12 protein-coding genes are annotated in these 12,922 nt (G+C 51.0%); 8 read left to right on the top strand and 4 right to left on the bottom strand.

The window, feature by feature from the left end:
• Positions 1-63: 63 nt before the first annotated feature.
• Positions 64-1,671: an acyl-CoA carboxylase subunit beta gene (locus P0078_RS03930; protein ID WP_282933177.1), complete on the bottom strand. Its 1,608-nt coding sequence runs from the start codon at positions 1,669-1,671 to the stop codon at positions 64-66.
• On the bottom strand, positions 1,671-2,564 hold the full coding sequence (locus tag P0078_RS03925; protein ID WP_282933176.1) for an SDR family oxidoreductase: 894 nt from the start codon (positions 2,562-2,564) through the stop codon (positions 1,671-1,673). The genes P0078_RS03930 and P0078_RS03925 overlap by 1 nt, the downstream gene beginning before the upstream one ends.
• Before the next feature lie 202 nt (positions 2,565-2,766).
• On the opposite strand from P0078_RS03925, the gene P0078_RS03920 reads away from it, so the two are divergent.
• Together P0078_RS03920 and P0078_RS03915 are read left to right on the top strand one after the other, a co-directional pair.
• Complete coding sequence (locus P0078_RS03920; RefSeq protein ID WP_282933175.1) at positions 2,767-3,411, top strand: TetR/AcrR family transcriptional regulator; 645 nt, start codon at positions 2,767-2,769, stop codon at positions 3,409-3,411.
• 183 nt (positions 3,412-3,594) lie between these two features.
• The gene (locus P0078_RS03915) at positions 3,595-6,138 is read left to right on the top strand and encodes a hypothetical protein (RefSeq protein WP_282933174.1); all 2,544 of its coding nucleotides are present in this window, start codon (positions 3,595-3,597) and stop codon (positions 6,136-6,138) included.
• Here the strand turns inward: P0078_RS03915 and yciH are convergent.
• Entirely contained in the window at positions 6,135-6,458 is a 324-nt protein-coding gene (gene yciH, locus P0078_RS03910; protein ID WP_282933173.1) for a stress response translation initiation inhibitor YciH, read from the bottom strand. The two genes, P0078_RS03915 and yciH, sit on opposite strands and share 4 nt — an antisense overlap.
• Before the next feature lie 166 nt (positions 6,459-6,624).
• Between yciH and P0078_RS03905 the strand changes: the two genes are divergently transcribed.
• Positions 6,625-7,458 (top strand): ion transporter, encoded by an 834-nt coding sequence (locus P0078_RS03905; protein ID WP_282933172.1) that lies wholly within the window; start codon positions 6,625-6,627, stop codon positions 7,456-7,458.
• 63 nt (positions 7,459-7,521) lie between these two features.
• On the opposite strand, the gene P0078_RS03900 is transcribed toward P0078_RS03905, so the two are convergent.
• Positions 7,522-7,986, bottom strand: coding sequence for a PaaI family thioesterase (locus P0078_RS03900; protein WP_282933171.1), 465 nt, complete (start codon positions 7,984-7,986; stop codon positions 7,522-7,524).
• 110 nt (positions 7,987-8,096) lie between these two features.
• On the opposite strand from P0078_RS03900, the gene P0078_RS03895 reads away from it, so the two are divergent.
• From P0078_RS03895 to P0078_RS03875, 5 genes are all read left to right on the top strand, one after another.
• Positions 8,097-9,239, top strand: a complete 1,143-nt coding sequence (locus P0078_RS03895; RefSeq protein ID WP_282933170.1) for a serine hydrolase domain-containing protein — start codon at positions 8,097-8,099, stop codon at positions 9,237-9,239.
• Positions 9,239-9,466, top strand: coding sequence for a SlyX family protein (locus tag P0078_RS03890; protein WP_282933169.1), 228 nt, complete (start codon positions 9,239-9,241; stop codon positions 9,464-9,466). The genes P0078_RS03895 and P0078_RS03890 overlap by 1 nt, the downstream gene beginning before the upstream one ends.
• A gap of 613 nt (positions 9,467-10,079) precedes the next feature.
• Positions 10,080-10,727 carry a YiaD family glycine zipper/OmpA-like lipoprotein gene (locus tag P0078_RS03885; RefSeq protein ID WP_282933168.1) on the top strand — a complete coding sequence of 216 codons (648 nt, stop codon included), beginning with the start codon at positions 10,080-10,082 and terminating at the stop codon, positions 10,725-10,727.
• Positions 10,728-10,951: 224 nt separating this feature from the next.
• Positions 10,952-12,037 carry a PQQ-dependent sugar dehydrogenase gene (locus P0078_RS03880; protein ID WP_282933167.1) on the top strand — a complete coding sequence of 362 codons (1,086 nt, stop codon included), beginning with the start codon at positions 10,952-10,954 and terminating at the stop codon, positions 12,035-12,037.
• Positions 12,038-12,238: 201 nt separating this feature from the next.
• Positions 12,239-12,691: a hypothetical protein gene (locus tag P0078_RS03875; RefSeq protein ID WP_282933166.1), complete on the top strand. Its 453-nt coding sequence runs from the start codon at positions 12,239-12,241 to the stop codon at positions 12,689-12,691.
• Positions 12,692-12,922 lie beyond the last annotated feature (231 nt).

Raw genomic sequence — 12,922 nt, 5'->3', positions numbered from 1 at the left:
GAAGTGTGAACCCGGTGATTGTGTTAATGGGCAACCGCACTTCCTTGTTGCCCCGGTTTTTCGTTAGAACCTAGCTACGCCAAAGGTATTTTTATTGAGTTTTCTCTGCTCGGCCTCATTGCAAATTTCTAGCAACATACCTAAAAGTTTGCGTGTATCGCGGGGATCGATAATGCCGTCATCCCAGAGGCGTGCACTGCAGGCGAGAGCATCGGAATTGCCATGCATAAATGCGCTGGTGTCATTTTCCAATTTGTCCAATACAGTCTCATCCACATTGCCACTGCGTTGCATTTTTTGCTCGGTGACGATGCGCATTACCTTGCCGGCCTGGGCTGCGCCCATAACTGCGGTGCGGGAGTTGGGCCAGGCAAAAATAAAGCGGGGATCGAATCCGCGACCGCACATGGCGTAGTTGCCGGCCCCATAGGAACCGCCCACGACAATACTGAGTTTTGGTACGCTGGCATTGGCCACGGCCTGAATCATTTTGGCCCCGTGCTTGATGATGCCGTTGCGCTCCACCTCGGTACCCACCATAAAGCCGGTGGTGTTATGTAAAAACAGCAGTGGAGTGCCACTCTGTTCGCACAACTGAATAAACTGCGCGGCCTTGTTGGCCCCCTTGGGGGTGATCGGGCCGTTATTCCCAATAATTCCTACAGGAAAGCCTTCAATACGAATATGGCCACATACGGTTTGTCGATCGAATTCCGGCTTGAAATCCAACATGGCAGAGCCGTCGGCTACACGAGCGAGAATTTCGCGCACGTCGTAGGGCTTTTTGCTGTCTGCTGGAATCAGGCCGAGCAGGTCGTCGATAGGATGCAATGGGTCTCGGTAGTCTTTTTGTACTGAGCTTTTAATGGGTGAGGGGAGGGTGGCAATAATTTCCCTTGCTATGCGGATACCATCGGCGTCGTTCTCAGCTAAGTAATCGCCACTGCCGGATTCGGTACAGTGCATTTCCGCTCCGCCGAGGCTTTCCGCATCGGCAATTTCACCGGTGGCTGCTTTCAGTAGCGGCGGCCCAGCCAGATACATACCGGTTTGCCCGCGTACCATGACCACATAATCTGACAGGCCTGGCTGGTAAGCACCGCCGGCAGTAGCGCCGCCATGTACCACGGTTACTTGCGGAATACCGGCAGCGGACATTCGAGCCTGGTTAGCAAATCCGCGTCCACCGGGAGCGAAAGTGTCGCTGGCATACATCAGGTTGGCACCACCACTTTGTGCCAGGGCGACAATCGGCAAATGATTCTCCAGAGCTATCCTCTGCATTCGCAGGGCTTTATCCATCCCGGCTGGTGAGATGGTGCCACCTTTTACGGCATAGTTATCTACCCGAACCATGCAACGTTGTCCGCTGACCTGGCCAATGCCACAAATGGCTCCGCCACCCGCACCGGTACCATCCTGGTCGTCAAAAAGTTTATAGCCGGCAAGGGAGCACAACTCTACAAAAGGCGCGCCGGGGTCGAGCAATAAATTAAGGCGCTCCCTTGGCAGCAGCCAGCCCCGGTCACGATAGCGCGCAGCCTTACTTTTCTCTGCCTGTACCGGACGTTGCTCAGCTTCACGAAAATGGTTGATCTGTTCCAGCATGGCAGCTTGGTTGTCATTGAACTCTGCCGAGCGGTTGTCGAGCTGGGAATCAATCGGCTGCATTAGAGCTTGCCCTCCGCTTCCAATTCTTCCACTACCTGCGGCCGGCGTTTGCGATGGAATCCGTTGAAGCGTTTAGAGTTACGGGCCGCCTGTGGCTGCCAAAGGGGAGAGTGATGTTTGAGACTCGAGCCACCATCGATACGCAGCGTTTGTCCAGTGATATAGCTGGCGGCATCGGAAAGCAGGAAGCACACGGCCCCACTAATTTCCGCTTCCTCTCCCAATCGATAGAGGGGAATACTGTCTCGGAAGCCCGGTAATAGCTCGCGCAGGAATTTGGGGTCGTAAGTACCAAAGCCGCTGGAGAGAATATAGCCTGGCGCTACAGCATTAACTCGAACCCCAAAAGGTGCCCACTCTAAGGCGGAGGTTTCGGTAATATTTTCCATGCCTGCTCGAGCGGCACCGGAATGGCCCATCATTGGCATACCGCCGGCGTTATCTGCGGTGATATTTACGATACTGCCGCCGTGCTGTTTCATAGATTGAACAAAAACTTCTCGGGACATTAAAAAGCCACCGAGCAGGTTACTGCGTACAACAGCATCGAACCCTTTTGTGTTGATCTGCTCAAGGGGTGAGGGGAACTGGCCACCGGCATTGTTCACTAATCCGTGAATTTGGCCCCGGGCCTGGACTATTTGCCCCACTGTCTCCTGGACTCCTTCTTCATCGCGAATGTCCAGGCTGAATAAGCTGCACTCGCCAGCATCGTTGTGGATCTCGCCGGCAACTCTTTCCAGCTTGTCCAGTTTGCGCCCGATCAATACTACATGGGCGCCGAGGCTAGCCAGTTCGTGGGCAATGCAGCGTCCAATACCGCTGCCGCCACCGGTGACGATATAGGTTTGCTCGCTAAAGCTGCCGGAGCGCAGCTGGCTTTGATAGCGCATGAAAGTTTCCTTTTTTACGGCCTTACGGCTTATTCAGTTTTTATTGTTCTTGTCGGCGCTTGCGCCTGCATGTGGGAAAACGCAGAATAGCTTAACGCTACCAAGCAAGCGCTTGGTGTTCAATACTTGGCGCCTATTTGATTAAAAATTCTCAGGGCCGTTAAGATGTTTGACTCAAATTGACCAATACGGGGAGTGGTTCGTGATTGAAAGTGGGCAGGATTTTGTGAGAGTTCCCGAAGAGTTATCGCCGCAGCAGCTGGTAGGTGCTTTGGTGGCAGATGGAGTGCTAACAGATCCTGAATCTGCCCGTGGACGTTTGCTGAATGCTGCAGCGCGGTTGTTTGAGCAAAAAGGGTTCGCCCGGACAACAGTGCGGGATCTCGCTGCGGAAGTGGGTATTTTGTCTGGCAGTATTTTTCATCATTTTTCCAGTAAGGAGCAGATTCTCTGTGAAGTAATGCGGGAGGTGACGATATTTGCCGGTGCGCGAATGCGAACCGCAGCGGAACAGAGTCGAACACCGCAAGAGAGGCTTCAGGCCTGTATTCAGTGTGAATTAGAGGCTATTCATGGATTGGCAGTACCGGGTTTTTCTATCCTGGTGGTGGAGTGGAGAAGCCTATCCGAAGAGAGTCAGCAGGAAGTTTTACGCCTAAGGGAGGAGTATGAGCAGATATGGCTGGACGCTATTGAGGCCGCCGAGTGTCCCGGTGGTGATCCCGCACTGGTAAGGCGTTTGCTGGTCGGTGCCTTGAGTCACACATACAGTTGGTATAAGCCGAGAGATAAGGGGTTGTCTATTCCAGATCTGGCGGCGCGTGTTCTAGCGATATTCACTCCCTGATTTCTTCCTAAATTGGCAAAGCGTGCCAGAAAAACTGTGAACTTTGCCTTCTTTCCTGCCATTTTTGTTTTTGAACTGGCTTGGTGAGAACTGGTGCGCAACTGATTTTCTCTGAATCTTTTACTCTCCGCGCAAGATGTAATAAATGTGACAATTTGCGTCACTTGGTGACAGGAGAGGGAGATGGCGGGCCAGGATTTGTACCAGGTGGTTTCCACGGGAAGGACGCTTCACGCCAAAGAACCGGGTCCGGTTATCCGGGATGTGGCGAAGTTGTTCTCTATCTCGGAGCCCCAGGCGCGCAGGCTGCTACTAAAAGGCTGGGTAATTAAAGATCGGTTGGTTTCTGACCAGGCGCTGGAGTTTCGCACCAGTCTGCAGAAAATTGGCCTGCGAGTGGAGGTTTGTCCGGCGGGACGATTTGATAACCGCGAGCTGATTGCAAAGATAAAAGTCGCCCAGCGGCGCAAGGCCCAGGTCAATGCTGCATCGGTGGATGCGCCGGATAAGGCGCGCGCTGGTACTGACCCTTTTGTTCCTGTTAGCCAGAAAACTCTCGAAGCAGACGAGCCCCAGAAAGTCGTTTCATCCACTCCTGCCGCAGGCAATCCAGCAATAAAGCCGGAAGGCTCCCAGGATTCGGTTGAGTGGTATTTATCTGATGCAGGCCGATTACAGGCTGACAGTGTCACGAGTCAGGGCAAGGCAGTTTGGGGAGTGGTCAAAGCAGTAATCGTGCCCTCGATATTCTGGTTGGTACTGTTCGCTTGTGTTTTCTCCAGTGGATATGCCCTATGGCAAATCCCTATGGCTGTTTGGCAGGGAGAACTTACTTGGGTGGGGGTGTCGCTGAGTATTTTAACCGTACTTCTCGCCCTGCTTGTTGGTCTGCTGTTTGTTTGGCCATTTTTCTGCTTATCCTCCCGTTTGCGAGATTCATCGGAGCCCCGTCAGCTGTTGCCCTCTGAAGGTAAGGAGGTCTTGAAGTTAATTAATTCATTGGTCGATAAGCTAGGGCTGCCAAAGATCAGCCAAGTCTTTGTAAGTGCAGACTCCCATATTGTGTCCCAGCCGGGATTTCTCCAGGTTTTTAGGCAGAATTTACCACTTACAGTAGGGCTTGCCAGCGTCGCCTCATTGGATGGAAAGGAGGTCCTGGCACTCGTGGGTAGGGGGCTCGCCTTCTATCGCGGCCGTTTGCTCGGCGCACTTGGTTGGTTGACTTACGGCACCGTGCAGCGATTGGAACTGATGCAGTGGGCTTTTGAAAATGAGCGCAGTGTTGTTAGCCCGGAGAATGCCCCCGGAGCACTGGCCGGGCCATTTCACCGTATGCTAGTGACAGGTGGATATATTTTGCTCCCTATCTTGCAGCGCCTGGAGGCACTGCATTGCCGCTTAACCGCAGGCAGTGCCGTAATGCTACAGGAGAGGGCTGACGGTGTTGCGGCTCAGATAATAGGTAGTGATGCGTTGGCAGACTTCGCCAGGAAGTGGCATCGGTTAGTGCACGCAGATCTCTTAGTGACAGAAATTAATCGCGAAGCCCAGGCGCTGGGACGCAGTTGTGCAAATATTCCCGATGCCGTCCGTTGGATGCAGGAGAATCTGGATGTTGATACCAGCGATGTAGTTGAGGCTGCTATGACACAGGCCAGGGACCCCTGGGATATTCAGCAGGCGATCGACAGTGAATGTGTAACGGTGTTGATTGAGCGGGAGTTTGTGGGGCAGGTTAGATCTGCGATACCCCTGCAATCCATGTTTGTAGACTTTGCCGGCCTGACGACCGCTGTGACCTCTGAAGTTACTGGCAAAGACTGCGAGATGGTCGAAAACCGACTTTTACTGAGTTCAAGTAAGGAGTCAGAGGAGTCTGCTGAGGTACTGGACGAGTATTTCAATCGCCTGGCACCCTTGGCCCTGATGCCTCTGCGCAGGCCATCCTCTGCGGAAATGCAGGCGCTGGATCTGCAGGGCACTATCGATTGGCTGCGCAGTAAACTCGTGGAGTTGCGTGATTTGCGTGGACGCCGGGAGGACTTGCAGATCAGGGTTTTTACAATGCAGCTGGGAGCGGCGCTGATACGCGGTAAAATCCCTTTTACCGCTGAAGACTTTTGCTTGAAGGGGGCCAGCCTTGCAGGAGCTCAAGAGCAGATCGCTGTTAAGCGCGCTGAACTGGAGGAGTCACACAAGCAATTACAGCAGATTTATGGTGTTTTCTATCAGCGCCTGTGTCTATCCCTGGTAACTATGCCCACGGATCAGCGTCAGACAGCCAGGAACCAGCTGCGCCATTTGGCCGCCTACGATAGCTTGGCACCACATCTGGATCGGCTCGCCGGTTATAGCCACTCGCTGGCAATATTTGCCCAGCACCTATCACCAGAGTTGAATGAAAGGGAGCTGCTGCAAAAATATACAGCGCTGTCTTTGCGAGAGATAGATGCCATAGTAGCGGCAGTGGAGAGTTCGGCTCTATTAAAAGAGCAAGGGGTGGCTGCGGCAATAAATTTGAAAGCTCAGGAGGAGCCTTTCAGGCAGCTGCCACAAGGGCGACAGGAAGTGCTGGATTCTCTGCAGGTTATGGAATCGCGTTGCAAACACATTCGCGCTGCGATTCTGGAACACTATCATATCCAGCTAGCCGCCTTGCTGAGTCAGTGTTTGGAGCGGGAAAAGCAGTTGCAGTTAAAGCCACTGCGACTGCTTAAGGCCGGCTAACCGCCGGCCAGTTTTACCGTGTGGTTGCGAGATTCCAGGAATGTTTTGATCTCAGTACGCTTGTCACCCTGAATCTCAATCACCCCATCTTTGAGGGCGCCACCGCAGCCACAGCGCTTCTTGAGCTCTGCCAGGAGCAGCTTGAGTTCGCTGTCAGTGCCTGGCAGCCCGCGTACGCAAGTCACCCCTTTTCCTTTGCGGCCCTTGGTTTCCCTTTGGATTCGAACTATGCCATCTCCATCACGGCGCTTCTCTGTCTTGGATTCCTCTTTAATTCGACCGAGATCAGTTGAATAGACGAGACGATTCTCCTTAGCCATGGCTGGGAATACTCCGTTGGTATTTGCTGAAAATGCCGGGAATTGTGCCCGAGGTGCGCAGGATGTCAAAGCCGCTGTAAACGATGTTGAAAATGGGGCGACCGCTGATGCCTGAGAGGTTAGAATTTTGCCGCAATATGATACAGCAGCGTAGTTGAGGTGATAAATGGCGTTGACGGGACGTCGCAAACTGCTCAATGAGGTAATTTTCGGAACCGAGACCCGGGCAGGGCGGAATTTTGATGTTTTTTTGATCTGGGCGATCCTGATCAGCGTAGGTTTGGTGCTCCTGACCTCCATAGGTACGGTGCGCGATCGCTATGAGCACATTCTCATCGGCCTGGAATGGGTATTTACTGGCCTCTTTACCATTGAATATATCGCCCGGATATATTGCACGGTAAATCGCCGCAAATATATTTTCAGTTTCTATGGGATTGTGGATCTGCTCGCAATTCTCCCCAGTTACTTGGCGCTTCTCTATACCGGGGCCACTTATCTTTTGGTGATTCGCCTGTTGCGGGTGCTGCGGATCTTCCGAATCCTGAAGTTGGTTCGCTACTTACGTGATGCCAATGTCTTGTTGCGAGCCCTCGGGCTGGCCCGGCGCAAAATCCTGGTGTTTTACTCCAGTGTTTTGGTTATGTGCATTATTTTTGGTTCCCTGATGTTTGTGGTGGAGGGGCCAGGCCACGGATTTACCAGTATTCCCACGAGTGTTTATTGGGCCATTGTGACCATCACAACCGTTGGTTATGGCGATATCTCTCCGCAAACGCCTTTGGGGCAGGGCATTGCTGCAATGACCATGCTGATTGGTTACTCAATTATTGCAGTGCCTACCGGCATTCTAACGGCGGAGTTGGCTGGAGAAATGCATCGGGAGCGAGTGCAACAGCGCTGTGATAACTGCAGCCGTAGTGCCCATGACCCAGATGCGGAATACTGCAAATTCTGTGGCCATCGCCTGGAGGATATGGAAGAGAGCGAAGCGCTGTAAGTTATTCGCCCTTTGTCACCGCCGGCCAAAACAGGGCCGGCAGCCATTTATCAGCTTATGGTTTTACCACTCATCCGGGACGCGGACTGCTATGACTTCTGCCTTGGCGCAGAGGCGTCCATTGCTGGTGAGATTGCAGTGCAGAACAGTTTTCTTGGAGGAGCGCTGAACAATAGTGGCTTCGAGAATGACCGGTTTATCGATGGCAGCCGGTGCCAGATAGCTAATATCCAGTTTGCCGGTGGCATACCAGATCTTGTCACCAGTGCCGACAGCTCGTCCGGCTTGCAGGTAACCATCGGCGATGGCTGTGCATACGGTATGGCAGTCGATAACCGTAGCGATAATTCCACCGTTTAAATATTGAGCAGGTCCAGCATTGTGATGGGAGCTGGGAAGGAACTCGCAGCGGGTTTGATCCTTCTCGGTCCAGTAGCTTTTAATACGCAGGCCCTGGTCATTGTCTGGACCACAGCCGAAGCAATGATTGCCCTGGATCTGATCTTGAATTGCGCTTTCCTGAGTCATATTTATCCCTCGCTATGAGCGCGCAATACTACCGATTTGCGCCGCAGAGTGGAAGAAACTACCCTTGCGGGCTTGCAACAGAGTTATCCGAATTATCTGGACGTAAATACATGGACATATACGGCTTTTGTGCCCCTGGTTTAGAGGCTCTTTACGATGCTTTTGCCAGAAATTTTCGCGAGTGCGGTGATACAGGAGCGGCCTTTGCCGTGCGCCAGCATGGAGAATTAATCTGTTCCTTATGGGCGGGAAGTGCGGATCGGGGTGCAGAGAGGCCATTTACTGAAGACACATTGGCCAATGTCTTCTCATCTTCCAAAGGCGTTCTTGCAGTTTTGGCGATGCAGCAAGTTGCCGCAGGCAAACTGGATTTGGATCGCCCGGTAGCGGATTACTGGCCTGAATTTGCCCCAGGCAAAGAAACTGTCACCGCACGCCAATTGCTGTGCCACCGCAGCGGACTTGTCGCTTTCCGTGAGCGGGTAAAAGACAGTTTGATTTACGATTGGCAGGCGGCTTGCGACCAGGTGGCTGGCAGCGAGCCTTGGTGGAAGCCCGGAAGTGCACAGGGTTACGCCCCATTTTTATACGGCTGGAGCTTGGGTGGATTAATTGAAAGGGTTGCCGAAAAACCCTTGTTGGAACTTTATCGGGAATTGCTAGCCAAACCCCTCAATCTTGATGGGGGCTTTGGGGCAAATGGACATCGTTCGCAGAGAATTGCCGATGTCAGCCCGCTGAAACAACCCTTACCAGAGCTTCGGGAAAATGCCATTGGCCGCGCCATAAAAGAAGACCGCAAAGGGCCTGTTGCGATGGCATTTAGCAACCCGGTGAGCTTGATGATGGGTACCAATAGCTCCGAGTGGCGCGGTGCTTTAATTCCTGCAGCCAATGGCCACTTCAGTGCGAGAGACCTGGCAGCGGTTTACGGTGAACTCACCTGTGACGAGCCGACTATTTTGCCCAAGCGGTTGATAGATGAAGCGGCAAAGGAGCAGAGTCATGGCCACGATAAAGTATTGCAGGCTGAGGTGAGTTTTGGTTGTGGCTTTATTCGCAGCAGTTCCGCGGCGGACTTGCGCTTTGGGGGTAGCCAGGGCTTTGGCCATCCGGGAGCGGGTGGTAGTGTCGGCTTTGCTGATCCGGAAAAAGGGCTGGGCTTCGGATACGTGACAACTCGTTTGGGGCAGAGCTTATTTATGGATCGTCGAGCGGTCGGTCTGGTAGATGTTCTTTACGGGTTGTTGTGATGACTGAAGAAATAAAGGCTCTGGTAGAGCGGGTCGATGAACTGGAGAGCCGTTTGGCTTTCCAGGAAGACACTATAAGCCAATTAAATGATGTGATTACTCGTCAGGATACGGATATTCGCACTCTACTCGCACATATGCGCGAGTTGGGCGAAAAGTATCGGACGATTGCTTTTGAGATGCAGGGGGCCGGCAAGCCGCTGGATGAAAAACCTCCGCATTACTAATTCAGTGGTTACAAAAGGGTTTTTATAGAAGTCCACAGGGGCTGGCACGAAATTTTTTGTTACTAAATGACAGACATAGTGGTATTCGCTGCCTCTTGGGGGCGACTTTAAAAACAAAAGCGTCTAAAAAAATTGCCTCAGTGGAGCGCGAGGCTATTGACAAACTTTTCCACATGCGCAGTTGGCAAAATTTGCCTTCAAGCAAGAAGATATCCACTGCTATTTAATGCCAAGGCAGATTTCTAACTTATTGTTTTTTAAAGAAAAACTGAAGAGTTTAAAAAATGTGCAAAACGCTGTAGGCGAGAGTTTACGCCGGCTGGCGCCACGGATAGCTTATTAGTGCACAGTTTTATCCACAGATTTTGTGGAAGACCGGGAGGCTGATCACTTCTTGCTCGTTATTTTGTCCGTCATTGGTACGTAGTTATGAATAGTTAGTACGTAATGGGGACTAGTCAGTAGAACTGACAATAAATTCGCTTTAGTCTATGGAAAATTTCATTGGGTTGGTTCAGCCGCCAGTCAGATAGTGTGTTGAACAATACAGAGATTGCACAAGACATGTGTAGCTCAATACCCGTTACTTAAAAATGCGTTAGGAGAGCCAATAATGAAATATTGGGTAGCAGCCCTGGCACTGGGTTCGATGGTTGGTTGTTCCACATTGGACCCTTACACAGGTGAAAGTAAGACCAGTAATGCCGCCAAGGGGGCTGGAATTGGAGCTGTAACTGGAGCGATCGTTGGTGTCGCTACTGCCAGTAAGAAAGACCGTGGTAAGGGAGCCTTGACAGGTGCCCTGGGTGGCGCGGCGATCGGTGGTGGCATTGGTTACTATATGGATCGTCAGGAAATGTTGCTGCGTCAGCGCCTGGAAGGTACCGGCGTACGCGTTGAGCGTGAAGGTGATAATATTCGCCTGATCATGCCGGGTAACATTACCTTCGGTACTAACCGCGCGGATATTCGTACAGACTTCTATGACACCTTGGAATCGGTCACTGTTGTATTGCAGGAGTTCGATAAAACTGCAATTCGAGTCAGCGGCCATACCGATAGCACTGGTTCAGATGTTTACAATCAGAGCTTGAGTGAGCAGCGTGCTAACTCTGTAGCCAGCTTCTTCAGCGGTCAGGGCGTGTCTTCAGGTCGTGTTCAAGCTGTAGGCTACGGTGAGCGCTATCCTATTGCCAGCAATGACTCTGAAGCTGGGCGCCAGGCCAATCGCAGAGTTGAGCTGGAATTGTTGCCACTGTAAGTACTAGTGATACAGCCAGAGGGCTGTGTACAGCGAGGCCCTGGACAATAATGTCCTGGGTCTCGAGTCTACTCTAACCTCTAGAATCCCTTCTGTTTTGCCTCCTCGGAAAACTTTTTACCGCTCATCGTATCCAGCCTGTATTTCAACTCCTTTTCTTGCGCTAAATTAGTCAAGTTCTATGTCGAGAGTTAAGATGTTCTTTTTTCTGTCGGCTAATAAGAATGAAAAAGATATTGTTCGCCACTTTGCTGTTTGCCTCTGCGGTACAAGCAGAAATAACCCTGGATCAATTGCAAGTACCTGAGGGGTTTGAACTCAGCTATTTTGCCGAAGATGTTGAAACGGCTCGACAACTGGCTCGCTCTGAGTCGGGGACAGTTTTTTCCGGCTCTTTTCGAGCAAAGAAAGTCTACGCCTTAAGAGATACAGACAATGATGGCGCGGCAGATAAGCGCTGGGTCCTGATGGAAAACCTAAAGGCTCCTACAGGTATAGCCTTCAAGGATGGCGACTTATATGTGGCTGATGTCGATAAAATTATTCGCTTTCCCCAGATAGAGCGTAATCTGGATCAACCAAAGTCAGAAGTTGTTTACGATCAATTTCCGACGGATAGGCATCATGGTTGGAAGTTCTTACGCTTTGATCGTGAAGGGCAATTAATTGTGCCTGTGGGCGCACCCTGCAATATCTGTGATGCCAATGAAAACTATTCAAAGATATTTTCCCTGGATTTGTCCTCTAAAAAAACAAAAATTATTGCCAACGGGGTAAGGAATTCAGTTGGTTTTGACTTTCATCCACAAACCAATGAATTGTGGTTTACCGATAATGGCCGGGACATGATGGGGGACGATATCCCGCCCTGCGAAATCAATAAGGTGAGTTTTTGGGGAGAGCATTTTGGCTATCCCTATTTTCATGGAGATGATATTGCAGACCCGGAATTTGGGCTGGGTAAGAACGCTGCTGACTACTCTAAACCCGTGTTAAACTTTGGTGCCCATGTAGCGCCATTGGGAATCCACTTTTATCGCGGCGAACAATATCCCAAGGATTATCGGCACAATCTGTTGGTTGCTGAGCATGGGTCCTGGAATCGGAGCGAAAAATCTGGCTACCGAGTGATGTTGGCGACTGTCGAGAATAGTGAGATAACGAAGTATGAGCCGCTGATTACCGGCTTTATGCAGGAGGAAACCACATATGGTCGTCCGGTTGCATTTTTGGAAATGCCAGATGGAAGCGTCCTGATTTCCGATGATTTTGCGCATAAAATCTATCGTTTATCCTATACGGGTATATGAGCAGTAGATGTAAAGGTTGCCTGGGCTGCCAGCTTGGTGGCCCGCTCAGTTGTCCACTTCCTCTCAGATCAATCCATGCCAATTTTTCTGTCGAATAGTTTTCTCTTCGAAGTTATGACAAAACAGTAAGCCGATCTTGATGGCTTGTGCTATTTCTACTGCGATAAGAATACAAGTAAGGAGAGGGTGGTGGCGGAAAAAATGTCTTTCGAATTATTCCCCCGAATTGTGGGCGGTATATTCTTTTTTCTAATGAGTGGCCTGGTGCATACGACTGAAGATATCGCTGCGGCATCTACTACTCACTTGGAGTTGCGATTTGCCCAGGCTGAGATTGTTGCACAAGTAGAAGTGATTGATGTCCACCGGGATGTGGATAGCGCACTGTCTGAAGATGGAGTTACAGCTATATCCGGCTATATCTATTCAGCAGTGCCAAGCCAGGTATGGAAAGGGCCTATGGGTGGAGAGATAACCTTCCGCCTTGGGTTTGAATCCTGTGATATAAAGTTGGAGCAGGGTGAAAACTATCTGATCTTCGCTAATTTGGATAGCTATGGAAGGTTACACCTGAAGAGCTGTGAAGCGGTTATTGCTGAGTCAGATGCCACCGCGATACTTGCCCAACTTAATGAGTTTATAAAACAGGGCTAGTAAGTTGTTTTCTTGTCGACCTGTTAGAACTAATGGTTTTAACTGAATCTTTCTTTACAGCAATCCAAACTGCTACGAAGTAGATCTCTCCCTTGAAGAACCCCAAAGGCGGGTTATTCTTATCAGTATTGGCGCGACCTTCTTTTACAGGCGCTGCATCTCATTAAGTTGCGCACCGTTGTAAACAGGCTGGAGTGTCAGGGTTTGGGATTGTTATCGAGAGAGTACACC

The sequence above is a fragment of the Microbulbifer sp. VAAF005 genome, from assembly GCF_030012985.1.
Taxonomy (GTDB): domain Bacteria; phylum Pseudomonadota; class Gammaproteobacteria; order Pseudomonadales; family Cellvibrionaceae; genus Microbulbifer.
The sequence above is the reverse complement of the archived record's forward strand: the minus strand, read 5'-3'. Positions and strand labels throughout refer to the sequence as shown.